16 protein-coding genes, 1 pseudogene and 1 riboswitch are annotated in these 17,124 nt (G+C 71.5%); of the genes and pseudogenes, 7 read left to right on the top strand and 10 right to left on the bottom strand.

The window, feature by feature from the left end; all coding sequences use genetic code 11:
• On the bottom strand, positions 1-753 hold a 753-nt coding region (locus tag AOQ53_RS33280; RefSeq protein ID WP_059422960.1), incomplete at its 3' end, for a FecCD family ABC transporter permease.
• The gene (locus tag AOQ53_RS33275) at positions 750-1,766 is read right to left on the bottom strand and encodes an ABC transporter substrate-binding protein (RefSeq protein WP_059422959.1); all 1,017 of its coding nucleotides are present in this window, start codon (positions 1,764-1,766) and stop codon (positions 750-752) included. The genes AOQ53_RS33275 and AOQ53_RS33280, both read right to left, overlap by 4 nt.
• A gap of 83 nt (positions 1,767-1,849) precedes the next feature.
• A riboswitch (cobalamin riboswitch) is annotated at positions 1,850-2,010 on the bottom strand.
• 107 nt (positions 2,011-2,117) lie between these two features.
• On the opposite strand from AOQ53_RS33275, the gene AOQ53_RS33270 reads away from it, so the two are divergent.
• From AOQ53_RS33270 to AOQ53_RS33255, 4 genes and pseudogenes are all read left to right on the top strand, one after another.
• A complete protein-coding gene (locus AOQ53_RS33270; protein WP_059422957.1) occupies positions 2,118-2,525 on the top strand; it encodes a CoA-binding protein in 408 nt (135 codons plus the stop codon).
• Positions 2,526-2,700: 175 nt separating this feature from the next.
• The gene (locus AOQ53_RS33265) at positions 2,701-4,341 is read left to right on the top strand and encodes an APC family permease (protein ID WP_059422955.1); all 1,641 of its coding nucleotides are present in this window, start codon (positions 2,701-2,703) and stop codon (positions 4,339-4,341) included.
• A gap of 252 nt (positions 4,342-4,593) precedes the next feature.
• Positions 4,594-5,019 (top strand): hypothetical protein, encoded by a 426-nt coding sequence (locus tag AOQ53_RS33260; RefSeq protein WP_059422953.1) that lies wholly within the window; start codon positions 4,594-4,596, stop codon positions 5,017-5,019.
• Positions 4,989-6,349: pseudogene (locus AOQ53_RS33255) on the top strand (4-hydroxybenzoate 3-monooxygenase). Before AOQ53_RS33260 ends, AOQ53_RS33255 begins: the two are co-directional and overlap by 31 nt.
• 1 nt (position 6,350) lies before the next feature.
• On the opposite strand, the gene AOQ53_RS33250 reads toward AOQ53_RS33255, so the two are convergent.
• Entirely contained in the window at positions 6,351-6,710 is a 360-nt protein-coding gene (locus AOQ53_RS33250) for an ArsR/SmtB family transcription factor (protein WP_059422951.1), read from the bottom strand.
• Positions 6,711-6,772: 62 nt separating this feature from the next.
• Between AOQ53_RS33250 and AOQ53_RS33245 the strand changes: the two genes are divergently transcribed.
• Positions 6,773-7,807 carry a cation diffusion facilitator family transporter gene (locus AOQ53_RS33245; RefSeq protein ID WP_059422949.1) on the top strand — a complete coding sequence of 345 codons (1,035 nt, stop codon included), beginning with the start codon at positions 6,773-6,775 and terminating at the stop codon, positions 7,805-7,807.
• A gap of 8 nt (positions 7,808-7,815) precedes the next feature.
• Here AOQ53_RS33245 and AOQ53_RS33240 read toward each other — a convergent pair whose 3' ends face one another.
• Together AOQ53_RS33240 and AOQ53_RS33235 are read right to left on the bottom strand one after the other, a co-directional pair.
• On the bottom strand, positions 7,816-8,373 hold the full coding sequence (locus AOQ53_RS33240) for a YbaK/EbsC family protein (RefSeq protein ID WP_059422947.1): 558 nt from the start codon (positions 8,371-8,373) through the stop codon (positions 7,816-7,818).
• Between the two features lie 43 nt (positions 8,374-8,416).
• A complete protein-coding gene (locus tag AOQ53_RS33235; RefSeq protein ID WP_059422945.1) occupies positions 8,417-8,989 on the bottom strand; it encodes a helix-turn-helix domain-containing protein in 573 nt (190 codons plus the stop codon).
• 97 nt (positions 8,990-9,086) lie between these two features.
• Here AOQ53_RS33235 and AOQ53_RS33230 point away from each other — a divergent pair, with 97 nt between their 5' ends.
• Entirely contained in the window at positions 9,087-9,944 is an 858-nt protein-coding gene (locus AOQ53_RS33230) for a DMT family transporter (protein WP_059422942.1), read from the top strand.
• Between the two features lie 15 nt (positions 9,945-9,959).
• Here the strand turns inward: AOQ53_RS33230 and AOQ53_RS33225 are convergent, their stop codons facing one another.
• Complete coding sequence (locus AOQ53_RS33225; RefSeq protein WP_059422940.1) at positions 9,960-10,757, bottom strand: acyltransferase; 798 nt, start codon at positions 10,755-10,757, stop codon at positions 9,960-9,962.
• Between the two features lie 111 nt (positions 10,758-10,868).
• Between AOQ53_RS33225 and AOQ53_RS33220 the strand changes: the two genes are divergently transcribed.
• Positions 10,869-11,396 (top strand): gamma carbonic anhydrase family protein, encoded by a 528-nt coding sequence (locus AOQ53_RS33220; RefSeq protein ID WP_059422938.1) that lies wholly within the window; start codon positions 10,869-10,871, stop codon positions 11,394-11,396.
• 12 nt (positions 11,397-11,408) lie between these two features.
• On the opposite strand, the gene AOQ53_RS33215 is transcribed toward AOQ53_RS33220, so the two are convergent.
• From AOQ53_RS33215 to AOQ53_RS33205, 4 genes are all read right to left on the bottom strand, one after another.
• Positions 11,409-12,032, bottom strand: coding sequence for a DedA family protein (locus AOQ53_RS33215; protein WP_059422937.1), 624 nt, complete (start codon positions 12,030-12,032; stop codon positions 11,409-11,411).
• A 71-nt stretch (positions 12,033-12,103) separates the two neighbouring features.
• Positions 12,104-14,491: a phosphoketolase family protein gene (locus tag AOQ53_RS33210; protein WP_059422935.1), complete on the bottom strand. Its 2,388-nt coding sequence runs from the start codon at positions 14,489-14,491 to the stop codon at positions 12,104-12,106.
• 109 nt (positions 14,492-14,600) lie between these two features.
• Positions 14,601-14,873, bottom strand: a complete 273-nt coding sequence (locus tag AOQ53_RS43870; RefSeq protein ID WP_107084048.1) for a fibronectin type III-like domain-contianing protein — start codon at positions 14,871-14,873, stop codon at positions 14,601-14,603.
• A 268-nt stretch (positions 14,874-15,141) separates the two neighbouring features.
• Positions 15,142-16,905 carry an RICIN domain-containing protein gene (locus tag AOQ53_RS33205; protein ID WP_059422933.1) on the bottom strand — a complete coding sequence of 588 codons (1,764 nt, stop codon included), beginning with the start codon at positions 16,903-16,905 and terminating at the stop codon, positions 15,142-15,144.
• Positions 16,906-17,124: the final 219 nt, after the last annotated feature.

Below are 17,124 nucleotides of genomic sequence, written 5' to 3'. Positions count from 1 at the left end.
GAGCAGGGCCGTGACGCACAAGAGCACCAGGCGGGTGCGGGCCACGGACACCCCGAGCGCGGCAGCCGCGTCCTGCCCGAAGGAGAAGGCGTCGAGGGTACGGGCATACGACAGGCACATCACCAGCGTCACGGCCAGGACGGCCAGGCACAGCCACACGTCGGTCCAGCCCGCACCGCCGAGCGAGCCGAGGAGCCAGAACAGCACGCCGCGGGTCGTCTCGGCGTCGGCGGTGGTCATCACGATGAAGGAGGTGAGCGCGGAGAAGAGCTGCATGGCGGCGACGCCCGCGAGGACGACCCGGTCGGTGGTGCCGCCGAGGGTGTGGCTGAGCAGCAGCACCAGCGCGAAGGACACCAGGGCGCCGAGGAACGCGCCCGTGGACACCGAGACGGCACCGCCACCCACGCCCAGGACGACGACCACGACCGCGCCGGTGGAGGCGCCGGAGGACACCCCGAGCACGAACGGGTCGGCGAGCGGATTGCGCAGCAGCGACTGCATCACCGCCCCGCACACGGCCAGTCCGGCCCCGCACAAGGCCGCGAGCAGGGTGCGCGGCAGCCGCAGCTGCCAGACGATCCCGTCGCGGATCGGCGTCAGGTCCGAGCTGCCGAGCCCGAGGTGGGCCGCGACGACGGACCAGACGTCCGCGACCCGGATGTCGGCCGGGCCGACGGTGATCGCCAGGGCCAGGGAGACCACCAGCAGCAAGGCGCCCGCGACACCGAGCGCGGGTCCGCGGAACGTCACCTCACGAGCCCGAACTCGCGCAGTCCGTCGGCGACCTTCTCCACGCCCTCGACCGTGCGGATGGTCGGGTTCATGGCCTGCCCGCTCAGCAGGACGTACCGCTTGTGCTTGACCGCTTCCATGTTCCTGGTGACCGGGTTGGACTCCAGGAAGGCGATCTTCTTCGCTGCCGACTCGGCGGTCTGCGACTTGCGGGTCAGGTCGCCGATGACGAGGACGTCGGGGTCGCGTTCGGCGACCGTCTCCCAGTTGATCTGCGGCCACTCCTCGTGCGTGTCGTCGAAGACGTTCTTCGCGCCGAGGGACCGGGTGATGATGCCGGGCGCTCCGCAACAGCCCGCCATGTAGGGCGACTCGGAGTTGGCGAACCAGTACAGGAGGGTGACGTCGGAGGCGTCGATGCCCCGCGTGGCCTTCGCCATGCGCCGCTGGAGGGAGGCCACGAGCTTGTCGCCCCGTTCCTTCACCCCGAACACGGTCGCCAGGTCGCGTACTTCGCCGTAGACGGTGTCGATGTCCAGTGCCTTGGCGCGCGCGCCGTCACCGCCCCCGGAGTTGTCCTTGCCCGCGCAGTCCGACGGGGAGACGTACGTGGGCACGCCGAGCTTCTCGAACTGCTCGCGGGTGGCGACGCCGCCCTTGCCGAGGGTGGAGACGAAGGAGGCGGCGACGAAGTCGGGGTCGGCGTCCAGGACCCGTTCGAACGACGGGTTGTTCTCGGCAATGCGCGGCACCTTCGCGTTGGCCTTCGCCAGCCCCTTCATGACCGGGTCGGTCCAGGTGGCCGTGCCCGCGAGGCGGTCGGCGAGGCCGAGGGAGAGCAGGATCTCGGTGGTGCCCTGGTTGAGGGAGACGGCGTGTTGCGGCGCGGCCTCGACGCGCACCTCGTGGCCGCAGTTGTCGAGGGTGACGGCGGCCTTCGTGGTGGTGGCCTTCGAGTCGCCGCAGCCGGTCAGGAGCAGGGAGCCGGCCGCGAGCAGGACGGCGGCACGGGCAGGTCGGGCGAGGGGCACGGAAACCAGTCCTCAGTCGTCGAGGGCTCGATCGCGGAGCCCGGTCGTACGCTGCTCCCCCGCCGCGGACCGCCGCGGGGGCCGCCAGCAGGTCTTCGGACTCGGGTTCGTCCGGTACGGGGCGCCTTCCCGGACGTCACACACGCCGTCCAGTGGCCGAGGCCCCGCCCGTCCCCCTCACCGCTGCGCGTCAGTTCCGGATTCGCACCGGATTCCCTGACCCACGTACATGGGTTCGACTGGCCTCGGCAAGCTATCACGGAGGGTGCGGGGGAATCACCGCGCACCCCGCGCCGTTGAGGAGACAGCAGTTCGACAGCAGTTCTTCCGTGACTTTCGAGGAGGCCGCCGGTGTACGGCGACGAGGCAACGGTCCGCAGGATCCTCACCGAGCTCGGCGACACCTGGGCCGTGGTGGGCCTGTCGTCGAACCGGCAGCGCGCGGCGTACGGCGTCGCCGCCGTGCTCCAGCGCTACGGCAAGCGCGTCGTGCCCGTGCACCCCAAGGCGGAGACGGTGCACGGCGAGCAGGGGTACGCCAGTCTGGCGGACATCCCCTTCGACGTGGACGTCGTGGACGTGTTCGTGAACAGCGATCTCGCCGGAGCCGTCGCGGACGAGGCGGTCGCCAAGGGCGCGAAGGCGGTGTGGTTCCAGCTCGGCGTCATCGACGAGGCGGCGTACGACCGGACCCGCGCCGCGGGCCTGGAGATGGTGATGGACCGCTGCCCGGCGATCGAGATCCCGCGACTGGGCTGAGACCTTAACGGCTCCCTGATTTCCCCGTACAGGTTTCCTGAAGCTTTCTCCAGGAAATCCCCGCGTCCGGTCAAATGCACGGCAACAGTCTTCTGCCGGTCGACAATTGATTTCTAGCCTGACGGCCTCTTGCACGCCGAACGCTCTGTTCATTTTATGAGAGGCCCCTAAGAATATGGTAAGTGTCGACCATGCGGTACCGGGGGTGAAGGGGAGTCCGGGCGGACTACGCCGGGACGTCGGGCTCATCGGGCTGATGTGGGCCTCCGTCGGTTCCATCATCGGCTCCGGCTGGCTCTACGGCGCCAAGAACGCCGTCATGATGGCCGGTCCGGCCGCGATCATCTCGTGGGTGATCGGCGCCGTCGCCATCGTCCTCCTCGCGCTGGTGCACGCCGAGCTCGGCGGCATGTTCCCGGTGGCGGGCGGCACGGCCCGTTATCCGCACTACGCGTTCGGCGGCCTGGCCGGCATGTCGTTCGGCTGGTTCGCCTGGCTGCAGGCGGCAACCGTGGCCCCGATCGAGGTCGAGGCCATGATCGGCTACGCCGGCCACTGGGACTTCGCGAAGGGCTTCCTGCACCAGAAGGACAGCACCCTGACGACCAGCGGTCTCATCGTCGCGGTCTTCCTGATGGCCGTTTTCGTCGCGGTCAACTTCCTCGGCGTGAAGGTGTTGGCGCACACCAACAGCGCGGCCACCTGGTGGAAGATCGCCGTCCCGCTGGCCGCGATCTTCGTGGTCGCGGTGGGCAACTTCCACCCGGGCAACTTCACCTCGGAGGGCTTCGCCCCGCTCGGCGCCAAGGGTGTGCTGAGCGCCATCAGCACAAGCGGCATCATCTTCGCTCTGCTGGGCTTCGAGCAGGCGATCCAGCTCGCGGGGGAAAGCCGCAACCCCAAGCGTGACCTGCCGCGCGCGACCCTCGGCTCGGTCGCGATCGGTGCGATCATCTACGTCCTGCTCCAGGTCGTGTTCATCGCCGCGCTGCCCCACAGCACGTTCGCGCACGGCTGGGCCGACCTCAAGTTCCCGGGGATCGACGGCCCCTGGGCGGGCCTGGCGACTCTGGTGGGCCTGGGCTGGCTGAGCGTCGTGCTGTACCTCGACGCCGTGGTCTCCCCCGGCGGCACCGGCCTGATCTACACCACCGCCACCTCCCGCGTCTCCTTCGGCCTCTCCAAGAACGGCTACGCGCCGAAGCTGTTCGAGAAGGTCGACGCACGCGGCGTGCCGTGGTTCGGCCTGATCCTCTCCTTCGTGACGGGTGTCCTCTGCTTCCTCCCCTTCCCGAGCTGGCAGAAGCTGGTCGGCTTCATCACCTCGGCCAGCGTCCTGATGTACGCGGGCGCCCCCCTGGCGTACGGCGTCTTCACCGACAGGCTGCCGAACCACGAACGCCCCTACCGCCTCCCCGGTGGCAGGCTGATCTCCCCGCTGTCCTTCGTGGTGGCCAACCTCGTCATCTACTGGGCCACTTGGGACGTCCTCTGGCGGCTCGGCGTGGCGATCGTCCTCGGCTACGTACTGCTCGGCGGTTATGCCCTCTACGCCAAGAGCAAGGACCTGCCCGACGCACCCCGGATGGACTTCAGGGCCGCCCAGTGGCTTCCGGTCTACCTGCTCGGCATGGGCGTGATCTCATGGCAGGGCGGTTTCGGCGGGCGGGGCAACATTCCGCTGTGGTGGGACATCCTGGCCATCACCGTCTTCTCCCTGGTCATCTACCACTGGGCCCGGGCCGTCGCCTCACGCCCCGAGGAGATCCAGCGCAGCATCGACGAGGTAGTGGTCGTGGACGTGCCCGCGCACTGAGCCTTTCAGCGTGGCCACTGATCGGGTGACGGCATCCCGGTGGGCGGCTGACGGTGTTCCCTTCATACGGCGCGGGCGGCGCCGCCTTCCGGCTGTGCACCGTCATGAGATACCGAGCGCCAAGATCACCAAATGAACTGACCAAGTATTGGAAAGCGTTGAGCCGATTCCTCCGTGAACGGCATAGCGTGATCGTCATGAAACGCCTGAACGTCAGGCGGAACAACTTGAAACCGGGGAGAAGCAACCCACATGAAGACCAAGGGTTTGCGGGCGACCGTGCTCGCTCTGCTGATACCGCTGACGTCCACGGTATTCGTGGCCACCGGCGCAGGCACTGCGTTCGCGTCGGCCCAGGAGTGCGCGACTCACCAGGTGACGACCGAGGAGTCGAACATGGTGTGCCTCAACGTGCAGGGCACCGGTCTGAAGGTCAAATCGATCTACGGACGCTTTCTCGGCATCTCGGGCCACCCGAAGCTGACGTTGTACATCAACGGAAAGCTGGCCTCCAGCAGGAAATCGCCGAAGACGGAGGACGACTACGGCGTCTACTTCCCCTCGACACTCGACAAGAAGTACGCCAACGGGACCACCATGCGGGTGTGCTTGAGTGAGGTCGTCGGCGACACAGCCGCCAAGAGCCTGTGTACGACGCCCATCAAGATCCATTCCTGATCCGACTCGGACCTCCGCGCCCCGCGGCGGAATTCTGCTCAGGTGAACCGACCGCCGTTCCCCGGCGGTCGGTTCCCCGCTGTCCTGACACCACCGATAATGTGAGGGTGACCTCCACCCCGCCCCGTCTCGACTCCACGTCCGCACAACGCTTTCCGGTCGTCACCGTCGGCGCGGGCCCCGCCGGCCTCGCCCTCGGCAACATCCTGCGGGCCGCCTCCGTCGACTGCCTGGTCATGGAGGCCGAGACCAGGGAGTTCATCGAGCAGCACCCGAGGGCCGGCGTCATCGAAGAGTGGGCCGTCCGCGGACTCCAGCAGCGGGGCCTGGCGGGCAACCTACTGGACCGGGCGCAGTTGCACACCGCGTGCGAGTTCCGCTTCGGAGGGGAACGCCACCGATTCTCCTACGGTGAGCTGACAGGTTGTCACCACTTTGTCTACCCGCAGCCTTTGCTGGTGACGGACCTGGTGCGCGAGTACGCGGACGTACGGGGCGGCGAGATCCGCTTCGGAGTACGGGACGTACGGCTGCACGACTACGACACCGACCGGCCGTCTGTGTCGTACGTCTGCCCCGAGACGGGTGAACGGCGGGTGGTGCACTGCGACTTCGTGGCCGGCTGTGACGGGGCGCGTGGCGTGACCCGGGCTTCGCTGCCGCCGGAGCGGGTCCAGGTCGCTCAGCACGACTACGGCATCGGCTGGCTGGCGATCCTCGCCGAGGCGCCGCCCTCCGGCGACTGCGTGCTCTTCGGCTGCCACGCACGCGGGTTCGCCGGGCAGATGCTTCGCAGCCCGGAGGTGACCCGCTACTACCTCCAGTGCCCCCGGGCGACGACCCGGAGAACTGGCCGCACGAGCGCGTCTGGGCGGAGCTCCGGGAGCGGCTCGGGGCATCCGGTGTGCCGCCGCTGACCGAGGGGCGGCTGATCGAGAAGCGCGTGCTGGACATGCACGACTACGTGGTCGAGCCGATGGTGTCCGGCCGGCTCTTCCTCGCCGGCGACGCGGCCCACCTGGTCGCCCCCATCGCCGCCAAGGGCCTGAACCTCGCCCTGCACGACGCCTTCCTGCTCGGCGACGCCCTGGTGGCCCGCCTGACCGGCGGGGACGACAGCGGCCTCGGCGGCTATGCGGATGCGTGCCTGCGGCGGGTGTGGGACTACCAGGAATTCTCGCAGTGGCTGTCCGAGGTGTATCACGGCACGGCGGCGGGCGACCCGTTCCGCGCGGGCACCACGCTCGCCCGGCTGCGCCGCCTGTTCACGTCGCCGACGGCGGCCGCCGCCTTCGCCGAGCAGTACCTGGGGACGGCCGTCCGGTACTGACTCAGTCGTGGACGGGCCGGTCGCTGAGCCGGTGGTCGGCCACGTTCAGCGCCTCGTCCACGAGCCGGCGCAGATGGCCGTCGCGGAGTGAGTAGATCACCCGACGGCCCTCTTTGCGCGTGTTCACCAGGCCCGCGAGACGCAGCCGCGCCAGGTGCTGGCTGACGGCGGGCCGGGCCGCCCCGCACCTCTGAGTGAGGGTCGTGACGTCGGCTTCTGTCTCGGCCAGCGCGTGCAGCAGGGTGAGCCGAGTGCGGTCACCGAGCAGGGCGAGGATTTCGGCCGCGAGCGCGAAGTGCTCCTCGCCGGGGCTGCGCGGGTGCGCATCGTGCGCAGGTGACAGGTGCATGCGTGCGCTCATACGCACATAATGGCGCCATGGGCGTGGGCACGTCCACTCGCACGCACCGGAAGGGGACTCCCGTGAGCGACCGGCACCAGCACTCCCACCCTCACGACCGGGGGCACCGGCACGGCCTGAGCCACCGCCTCTCCCACCTCCTCACGCCGCACTCCCACGAGACGGCCGACAAGGTCGACCCGGCGCTGGAGTCCTCGGCCCGCGGGATGCGGGCGTTGTGGGTCTCGCTCGCGGTGCTCGGGGGGACGGCGCTGGCGCAGGCGGTCGTGGTGGCCGCCTCCGGCTCGGTGGCGCTGCTCGGGGACACCGTGCACAACGCCGCGGACGCGCTGACCGCCGTGCCGCTCGGGATCGCCTTCGTGCTGGGGCGGCGCGGGGCCACCCGGCGCTTCACCTACGGGTACGGGCGAGCCGAGGACCTGGCGGGCCTGGTGATCGTGCTGACGATCGCCGCGTCGGCGGCCTTCGCCGGATGGACGGCGATCGACCGCCTCCTCGACCCACGCCCGGTCCAGCACGTCCCGGCGGTCGCCCTGGCCGCCCTCGTCGGCTTCGCGGGCAACGAGTGGGTGGCCCGCTACCGCATCCGCGTCGGCCGTGCGATCGGCTCGGCCGCGCTGGTCGCCGACGGACTGCACGCCCGCACCGACGGTTTCACCTCACTGGCCGTGCTGCTGGGCGCCGGCGGATCGGCCCTGGGCTGGCAACTGGCCGACCCGATCGTCGGGCTGGCGATCACGGCGGCGATCGCGCTGGTGCTGCGGGACGCCGCGCGGGAGGTGTTCCGCCGGGTGATGGACGCGGTCGACCCGGCCCTGGTGGACCGGGCCGAGCGGGCGCTGACCGAGGTCCCCGGGGTGCGCGGGGTCGGTGAGCTGCGGCTGCGCTGGATCGGTCACCGGCTGCGCGCCGAGGTCGCGGTCGTGGTGGACGGTGACGTGACCGTACGCCAGGCCCACCGCATCGCCGTCGACGCCGAGCACGCGCTGCTGCACGCCGTGCCCCGCCTCACCGCGGCCCTGGTCCACGCCGACCCGGAACCGGCCCCGGGCGAGGCCGACCCGCACCTCCCGCTGGCCCACCACGCGGCGGTGTAGGACTGCCCTCAGGCGACCCCGAGCCCCTCCAGCACCACCGCGCCCGGCAGTTCCGCGAACACCTTGCCCGGCACCAGCAGCTTGCCGCGCCGCCGGCCGCTGCCGACCAGCACGTACGGCAGGTCGACGACGGCCGCGTCCACCAGCACGGGCCAGCCGCCTGGCAGTCCGAGCGGTGTGATGCCGCCGTACTCCATGCCGGTCTCCCCGGTCGCCGTGTCCATCGCGGCGAACGAGGCCTTGCGGGCGCCGAGTTGGCGGCGTACGACGCCGTTGACGTCGACCCGGGCGGTGGACAGCACCACGCACGCGGCGAGCGTGGACTCGCCGCCGCGCTTGCCCGCGACGACCACGCAGTTCGCGGACCGCTCCAGCAGGTCGCGGCCGTAGTGCTCCACGAAGGTGGCCGTGTCGGCCCATTCCGGGTCGGTGTCGACGTAGAGGATCTGGTCGGCGGGGACGCTGCCGTGCCAGTGGCGTACGGCGTCGGCGACCGGGCCGGTGAGCTCGTCGAGGCAGGCGGGGGCCGTACGGGCGTCGTCGAAGTGTCCGATGGGTGCGCGCATGGCGGCACGCTAACAACACCGGGCCGCTCTCGGACCGGGTGTCTCAGGTCACGGGCGGCACCGAGACGGCCATCATCATCTCCATCGGCACATCGCCGGTGTTGCCGTACGTGTGCGGGAGGTTGGCCTCGAAGGACACGCTCGCGCCGGCGGGGACGCGGTGCTCCACGCCGTCGACGGTGAGCGTCAGCTCCCCGGCCGTGACGTGGAGGAGTTCCATCGTGCCGGCGGGGTGCGGGTCGGACGGGCTGCTCTCGCCGGGCATGAGCCGCCAGTCCCATATCTCCAGCGGGCCGGGCGCCTCGGTACCCGCGAGCAGCCGGTTGTAGCTGCCGGCCTCGGTGTGCCACAGCCGTACGGCCTGCTCGGCGGGAACGATGCGGACCCTCGGGCCCCGCTCGTAGTCGAGGAGGGTGGTGATGCTGACGCCGAGCGCGTCCCCGATCTTGACGACCGTGCCGAGGCTGGGGTTGGTGCGGGCCTGCTCGATCTGGATGAGCATGCCGCGGCTGACGCCCGCCCGGGCGGCGAGCACGTCCAGGGTGAAGCCGCGCACCGCGCGCCAGTGCTTGACGCTGCGCGCCAGGGACTGGGTCAGCAGGTCGAGGTCCGACACATTCCGTCCAATATTCTGTATGACATAGTGCAACTGACTGCACTACGGTGTGGTTGACCCGATCGTTCACCGAACTGTACTGCGAGGCATCCGTCCCATGACAGCGTTCTTCGCCCTGGCCACCAGCCTGCTGTGGGGACTGGCCGACTTCGGCGGCGGACTGCTGACCCGGCGAACGCCCGCGCTGACGGTGGTCGTGGTCTCGCAGTCGATCGCGGTGGTCGTGCTGGGCGTGCTGGTGGTGGCGACCGGTGGCTGGAGCGAGGCGGGGCCGCAGCTGTGGTTCGCCGTGGCCGCCGGTCTGGTCGGCCCGGTGGCGATGCTCGCCTTCTACAAGGCGCTCGCGCTGGGCCCGATGGGTGTGGTCTCACCGCTGGGCTCGATCGGGGTGGCCGTGCCGGTCGGCGTGGGCCTGGTGCTGGGCGAGCGCCCCGGCGTACTTCAGTTCGTCGGCATCCTGGTCGCCGTCGCCGGTGTCTGCCTGGCCGGCGGCCCCCAGTTCCGCGGCGCCCCCGTGCAGCGCCAGGCCATCGCCCTGACCCTCCTCGCGGCCTTCGGCTTCGGCGCGGTGATGGCCCTGATCGCCGAGGCGTCGACCACGCTGACCGGGCTGTTCCTCGCGCTGTTCGTGCAGCGGGTGACGAACGTCGCCGCCGGCGGACTGGCGCTGTACGTGTCGGCGCGGCGCGGTGCGCCCGCCCTTCCGGCGGACGGCTTCCCGTGGCGATCCCTGCCGGCGCTGGCCTTCGTCGGCCTCGCGGACGTCGCCGCGAACGGCACGTACTCGATCGCCGCCCAGCACGGCCCGGTCACCGTCGCCGCCGTGCTCGCCTCGCTCTACCCGGTGGTGACCGCCGTGGCCGCGCGCGGTGTGCTGTGCGAACGGCTGCGGGCGGTGCAGGCCGCGGGTGCGGGGCTGGCCCTGGTGGGGACGGTTCTGCTGGCGTCGGGCTGAGCCGGCCGGGGCAGTTCAGGATCCCGGCTCCAGCTCGGCCAGTCCGGCCGCCGCCTCCTCGGCCGGCTCGGCGAGCCGGGCCGCCGTCTCCTCGTCCAGGCCCGACAGGGCGCACAGCTGCTCGGGCGTGACGCCCTCCGGTATAGGCACCGGCGGCGGGGTGCGCAGCGGCGGCTGCCAGCCGTCGGCCGGTGTCCAGCGCCGTACGACACGTGCCGGCGCGCCCGCCACCACGGCGTGGTCCGGTACCGCGCCCCGGACGACCGCGCCCGCGGCCACCACCACGTTCCGCCCGATCCGGGCACCCGGCAGGATCACCGCGCCCGTGCCAATCCAGCAGCCGGGCCCGATCTCCACCGGCTCCATCCGCGGCCACTGCTTGCCGATGGGCTCGTGCGGATCGTCGTAGGAGTGGTTCGTGGACGTGACGTAGACGTACGGACCGAAGTAGCAGTCGCTGCCGATGGCGACCGTCGTGTCGGCGATGACGTGACTGCCGCGACCCAGGACGACGCCGTCGCCGATGCGCAGGATCGGGTCCGGGCCGAGGTCGAGGTCGGGCATCAGGCCCGCGGTGAGGGTGACCTGCTCGCCGACGATGCAGTGGGCACCGAGGTGGATCCAGGGTTCGCCGAAGACCGTGCCGAGCGGGAAGGCCAGTCTGGTACCTGTTCCCATCGCGCCGAATCGGTAGCGCCCGGGATGTTCGGCGGTCACGGAACCCGTGCGTTGCGCCCAGGCCCAACCCGCGTGGACGGCGCGCTGCGCGAGGCCGCGCCGCCAGGATGAGAACGTGTTCTTGCGCTTCGGCACGAGGTCACCGTACTCAGCGGAGGGAACCCCTACGGCGTCGAGGCCCTGTGATCTTCGCCCTACCAGGTGGCGTACGGTGCGGGTTGTCCACGACGTTTTCGGGAGGCGGACATGGGTCAGCGGGCGATGATCACGGGCATCGGGGGCAGGGAGCCGGAGATCGACGAGACGGCGTTCGTGGCGCCGACGGCGTCGGTGATCGGGGGTGTGACGCTGGGGGTGGGAGCGAGCGTCTGGTACGGGGCCGTCCTGCGCGGTGACGTCGAGACGATCTCCGTCGGCGCGAGCAGCAACGTCCAGGACAACTGCACCCTCCATGCCGACCCGGGGTTTCCCGTCACGGTGGGTGAGCGGGTGTCCCTCGGGCACAACGCGGTGGTGCACGGGGCGACCGTCGAGGACGACTGCCTGATCGGTATGGGGGCGACGGTTCTGAACGGGGCGGTGATCGGAGCCGGGTCGCTCGTCGCCGCGCAGGCGCTGGTGCCGCAGGGCATGGTCGTGCCGCCCGGGTCCCTGGTGGCGGGAGTGCCCGCGAAGGTCCGGCGGGAGCTGTCGGAGGAGGAGCGGCAGGGCGTCACCCTCAACGGCACGATGTACGCCGAGTTGGCGAAGGCGCATCGCGAGGTGCACGCGTAGCGGCAGGGCGTCTCACTCGGCAGCGGTTACGGGCTGGGCCTTCTTCGCCTTGCGCTTGAGTACCAGCATCGACGTGAGCCCGACGAGGACCGCCGCCACCAGGCCCAGCCACGAGAAGCGCTTCAGCCAGGACTCGGCGACGATGCCGACGTAGTAGATGACCGCCGTCGTGCCGCCTGCCCAGAGGATGCCGCCGAGGACGTTGGCAACGGCGAACTTCCAGTACGGCATGCGCAGCACGCCCGCGAGGGGGCCCGCGAAGATGCGGAGGAGGGCGACGAAGCGGCCGAAGAAGACGGCCCACATGCCCCACTTCTCGAAGGACCGCTCGGCGGTGGCGATGTGGCCCTCGCTGAAGTGCTTGGGGAACTTCTCGCCCAGCCAGGCCAGCAGGGGGCGGCCGCCCTTGCGGCCGATGGCGTAGCCGATGGAGTCGCCGATGATCGCGCCGGCCGTGGCGCTGGCGCCGAGGACGACGGGGTCGATGTCGCCGTGCTGGGAGGCGAGCAGCGCGGAGGAGACCAGGATGATCTCGCCCGGCAGCGGGATGCCCAGGCTTTCCAGGCCGATGACCACTCCCACCAGTGCGTAGACGGCCACCGCGGGTACGGTTTCGAGCCACTCCTGGACGTGCAACGCCTGATCCTTTCCCTGTGCTTCCCTACGAGCACGGGAAGCCTACCGGGTGACAAGACGTCCCCCGCGGCTCAGGCGTTCCAGTTCCACTCGGCGACCTCGGGCAGATCGGTGCCGTGCTCACGGATCCAGGCGTGGTGGCGGGTGCGGGCGTCGGCCATGCGCTGGCGTACGGCCGTGGCGCGCACCGCGAGACCCGGGACGCGGTCGATGACGTCCATGACGAGGCGGTAGCGGTCGAGGTCGTTGCGGACGACCATGTCGAAGGGCGTGGTCGTGGTGCCGGCCTCCTTGTAGCCGCGCACGTGCAGGTGCTGGTGGCCGGCGCGGCGGTAGGCCAGCCGGTGGATCAGCCACGGGTAGCCGTGGTAGGCGAAGATCACCGGCTTGTCGGTGGTGAAGAGGCCGTCGTACTCGAAGTCGTTCATGCCGTGCGGGTGTTCCTCCCGGGGCAGCAGCCGGGCGAGGTCGACGACGTTCACCACGCGGACCGACAGGTCGGGCAGGTGCCGGCGCAGCAGGTGCGCGGCGGCCAGGGTCTCCTGGGTGGGGACGTCTCCGGCGCAGGCCAGCACCACGTCGGGTGCGCGGGAGCCGTCCTCGGTGCCGGCCCACTCCCAGATGCCGGCGCCGCGGGCGCAGTGGGCCCGGGCCTCGTCCATCGACAGCCAGTCGAAGCAGGGCTGCTTGCCTGCCACGACGACGTTGACGTAGTCGCGGCTGCGCAGGGCGTGGTCCGCGACGGACAGCAGGGTGTTGGCGTCCGGCGGGAGGTAGACCCGCACGACCTCGGGGCTCTTGTTGAGGACGTGGTCGACGAAGCCGGGGTCCTGGTGGGAGAAGCCGTTGTGGTCCTGCCGCCACACGTGGGAGGTCAGCAGGTAGTTGAGTGAGGCGATGGGGGCGCGCCACGGCAGGCGCCGGGAGGTGCGCAGCCACTTGATGTGCTGGTTGACCATCGAGTCGACGATGTGCACGAACGCCTCGTAGCAGGAGAACAGCCCGTGCCGGCCGGTGAGCAGATAGCCCTCCAGCCAGCCCTGGCAGAGGTGTTCGGAGAGGACCTCCATCACCCGGCCGTGCCGGTCGAGGTGCTCGTCGACGTCGAGGGTCTCGGCCTGCCAGGCCTTGCCGCTGGCGTCGAAGACGGCCTGGAGCCGGTTGGAGGCGGTCTCGTCCGGGCCGACCAGACGGAAGTCGCGGCGGTCGGCGGTGTCCCGCATGACCTGGGCCAGGAGGTCGCCGAGGACGCGCGTGGGCTCGTGCACGGTCGTCCCCGGCTTGTCGACGGGGACGGCGAAGTCGTCCAGGGACGGGATCGGCAGGTCGCGGACGAGCAACCCGCCGTTGGCGTACGGGGTGGCGCCGAGCCGCCTGCCGCCCTCGGGGACGCAGGCCAGGACATCCGCGACCGGCCGGCCCTCGGCGTCGAACAGCGCCTCGGGCCGGTAGGAGCGCAGCCAGGCCTCCAGTTGCCGCAGGTGATCCGGGTTGTCACGGACACCGGCCAGCGGCACCTGGTGGGAACGCCAGGTCCCCTCGACCGGCTCGCCGTCCACTTCGGCAGGGCCGGTCCAGCCCTTCGGGGTGCGCAGCACGATCACCGGCCAGTGCGGGCGCTCGGTCACGCCCTCCTCGCGGGCGGCGCGCTGGGCCTCGGCGATGCGGTCCAGCGCGGTGTCCATCGCCTGGGCCATCGCGCGGTGGACCGCGGCCGGATCGTCGCCGCTGACGTGGATCGGCTCGTGGCCGTAGCCGCGCAGGAGCGCGTCGAGCTCGGGCTCCGGGATGCGGGACAGCACCGTCGGGTTGGCGATCTTGTAGCCGTTGAGGTGCAGGATCGGCAGGACGGCACCGTCGTGGACGGGGTCGAGGAACTTGTTGGCGTGCCAGGAGCCGGCCAGCGGGCCGGTCTCCGCCTCGCCGTCGCCGATCACGCAGGCGACCAGCAGGCCGGGGTGGTCGAGGGCGGCGCCGTAGGCGTGGGCGAGGGAGTAGCCGAGCTCGCCGCCCTCGTGGATCGAGCCGGGCACCTCCGGGGCCACGTGGCTGGGCACGCCGCCGGGGAACGAGAACTGCCGCATCAGCAGCTCCATGCCCTGCGCGTCCCGCGTCACGTCCGGGTAGGTCTCGCTGTAGCTGCCCTCCAGCCAGGAGTTGGCCAGCACCGACGGGCCGCCGTGGCCCGGGCCCCAGATGCACAGGGCGTCCAGCGCGCGGTTCTTGATCACCCGGTTGAGGTGCGTGTGGACGAGGTTGAGCCCGGGCGAGGTGCCCCAGTGGCCCAGCAGGCGCGGCTTGATGTGCTCGGGCCGCAGCGGTTCGGTCAGCAGCGGATTCGCCAGCAGGTAGATCTGACCGGCCGCCAGGTAGTTGGCGGCCCGCCAGTGGGCGTCCAGCGCGCGCAGTTCCTCGTCGGTCGGTTGCGTGCTGCTGTCCTGGCGCGGGGCCTCGGGCATGAGTGACTCCCTGGGTTCTGCGACGGCCTCAGGAGGAGTACCAGTTTGTTCCGGTTCGATGCCAGGCGCCTCCCGGCCATGCGTCGCCGGCTGTGCGGTGGGCGCCGCGTCAGCCGACCACGCGTGCACTCGGCCGCAGCCGCAGGTCCCGTGACGATGCCCCGATCCAAAAGTCGCGCGGCCCCGTGCCGAGCACCCAGGTCGTGGGCCTTCGGGTCCCGGGAGACAGGGTCCGCGGCCCGATGCGCATGGTGACCGGCCGCTGCTCCCCGGCCCGCGGGGTGAGCCGCCGGTACCCGGCCGGCACGCGGACGGGCTGGTCGAGCGACAGGTCCGGGGAGGGCCCCGCGTAACGGGTGGGCGCAGCTCGGGCGGCCCACAACCGCCGGCAACGGTGCCGCCCGTACCAGGACGGACTGACACCTCACCGGACATCCCCGCGGACCGGGGGGACCGGGGGGGGACCGCGGGCCGGGGGCGGGCCACCCGACCGGGTGAGGCGACGGGTGACCTCGCGAGTGACGCCGGAGGCCGGGGCGGCCTCGGGAGCGGCCCGCCGGACCGGGCCGCCGGACCGGGCCGCTGCCCCGGAAAGCCGACCCGGCACGGGTGGGGTGCCCCTGGACGGCACGACCCTGCGCAGACCCGGTTTACGGAAGCGCGGTGGAGTGGAGCGTCGTCACGGCCGTGGTCGCGGTGGTTGTCGCGGAACCGAGGACGTCGGCGTGGGTCGCGGGACCGAGTACGTCGGTGTCGGGCGCGCCGGTGTCGCCGGGGGCCCGTCCCGGTTCGGCTGCGTCGCAGCAGTCCGCCTGGGCGAACCGCGTCTCGTACCGCTCCTGCGGCAGTTCCCCGGGCTTGCTCCGCGGGGGCTCGGGCAGATGCCCGGGCGGGGCACCCCCGTACGGCTCCTTCTCCCGGCGGCTCTCCTTCTGACGGCTCTCGTTCCGGCCGCTCTCCTTCCGGCCGCTCTTCCGAGGCGCGTCCTGCCCCCGCCACTCCCCCGGCTCCCCCGCGTCGCCCCCGGGAGCAGCCTCCGGTTCCAGCGCCCATCGCTGCGCCTCGGATCCGTCGCGCCCGGCGACGATCACGTTCCGGCCCTTGCCGTGGGCGACGGCCAGTCCCTTGCCGCCGCGCGGCAGGAGTTCGCCGCGCACGGTCAGGTCGTAGCGCACCACTCCGGCGTGCACGAGGCAGCCGGCCAGGACGACCGAGCCCTCCGCGGGGTCGGAGCCGAGGCAGAGGGTGGGGTCGGCGGCGCTGCGCAGCATGCCGTCGTCCTGGTACGACCACTGGAGGGACCCGGCGGCGGAGCAGGAGGCCAGGACGGCACGGGCGTCGGCCCTGGCCTGGCCGCCCCGGGCGTCGAGGCACAGGCCGGCGTCGAGGTTGCGCAACTGCCCACGGGCCACTTCGGCGGTGTGGCCGGCGGACGCGGCCGACGGGAGGCCGGGCGAGGAGGCCCCCGCGGAATCCGGGGCGACGGAGTGGCCGCTGACCGCTCCCCAGGTGGCCTGGGGCGCGACGGTGCCGCCTTCCTCCGTCCAGCCCCTGGCGGCGAGCAGCGTCGCGAGCAGGACGAGGGAGGTCACTCCGACCGCGGCGGCCAGCGCCTTCGTGTGTCTCCTCGAAGGCCCGAGCCGGCCGCCCGTCGGCAGGGCATGGGCCCGCAGCCGGTGACGGCCACCGGCCGGGACCGCGGGCAGGACACCCCGGCCCCCGCCACGGCCCGGACGTGATTCGAGGTAGCGGCGGGCACCCCAGCCGAGCACGGTCTCGACGAGCAGGTCCTCCAGCCCGCCCTCGAAATGGCTGAGTTGCTCGGCGGCGTGCCGGCAGTAGCGGCAGGCCATCAGATGCCGTTGCACATCCGGCAGCAGGGCCCCGCCGCGGCGCATCGGAACGTCCAGCAGACGGTTGTAGAAGCGGCATTCCTGCGTCGGCGCGAGTTCTCGATGGGCCCGGACGCAACCCGCCCGGAATTGCTCGCGCGCCTGCTCCAGCGCGGCCGACGCGGTACGGACGTCCACTCCCAGCAGACCGGCTGGTACGGATATGGGCTCGGCCTCGACCTCCGTGTGCCAGAGCAGGCATTGGGAAGCCCCCGGAAGGGCCCGGAATGCGCGCTCGGCGAGCCGCCGCCTTTCAGACGTCGTGGACCGAGCGGCACGCAGACCGCGGGCGCCGACGGGTTTACGGAGTTCCGGCAGTACTCCCGAAATGCCGTCGTCGGCGGCCCACTCCCCGACCGTGTCCCGCACGGCCGCGAGCAGCCGCGGGCGCAGGGCGCCGCCGCCCGGCCGGGCGAGTTCCCTGCGGAACGCGGCGGCGGCCGCCATCGACGCCGAATCCTGCGAGGAGGCCAGGCAGATCACGGCGTACTCGTACGCCGCCCGCCAGTGCCGGGCCAGCAACAGCGCAGCGGCGCGCGGGCCTTCACCGGGATCACCGGTCCGGGCGAGGAGATCGCGATCGGAATCCGCGGACCCCGTTCCGGGTCGCGGCGGGTACGGCGGGCGTGGGGGGTAGGGGGATTGCACTGAACCATTTCCTTCCAGCCGCAGGACGGCGTGGGAATTGCGCGTCCGTCGGAAAGCAGGTGCGTGATTGGTGCATACCTATGCCGCGTCAGC

It is taken from the genome of Streptomyces azureus (assembly GCF_001270025.1).
In the GTDB taxonomy this organism is placed as follows: Bacteria; Actinomycetota; Actinomycetes; order Streptomycetales; family Streptomycetaceae; genus Streptomyces; species Streptomyces azureus.
The sequence above is the reverse complement of the archived record's forward strand: the minus strand, read 5'-3'. Positions and strand labels throughout refer to the sequence as shown.

Bases quoted from the DNA above. Each gene is read 5' to 3' on its own strand.
- AOQ53_RS33230 (WP_059422942.1), top strand. From the start codon at position 9,087: ATGACAGCGTTCTTCGCCCTGGCCACCAGCCTGCTGTGGGGACTGGCC.
- AOQ53_RS33210 (WP_059422935.1), bottom strand. From the start codon at position 14,491: ATGCCCGAGGCCCCGCGCCAGGACAGCAGCACGCAACCGACCGACGAG.
- AOQ53_RS33220 (WP_059422938.1), top strand. From the start codon at position 10,869: ATGGGTCAGCGGGCGATGATCACGGGCATCGGGGGCAGGGAGCCGGAG.
- AOQ53_RS33240 (WP_059422947.1), bottom strand. From the start codon at position 8,373: ATGCGCGCACCCATCGGACACTTCGACGACGCCCGTACGGCCCCCGCC.
- AOQ53_RS33265 (WP_059422955.1), top strand. From the start codon at position 2,701: ATGGTAAGTGTCGACCATGCGGTACCGGGGGTGAAGGGGAGTCCGGGC.
- AOQ53_RS33260 (WP_059422953.1), top strand. From the start codon at position 4,594: ATGAAGACCAAGGGTTTGCGGGCGACCGTGCTCGCTCTGCTGATACCG.
- AOQ53_RS33250 (WP_059422951.1), bottom strand. From the start codon at position 6,710: ATGAGCGCACGCATGCACCTGTCACCTGCGCACGATGCGCACCCGCGC.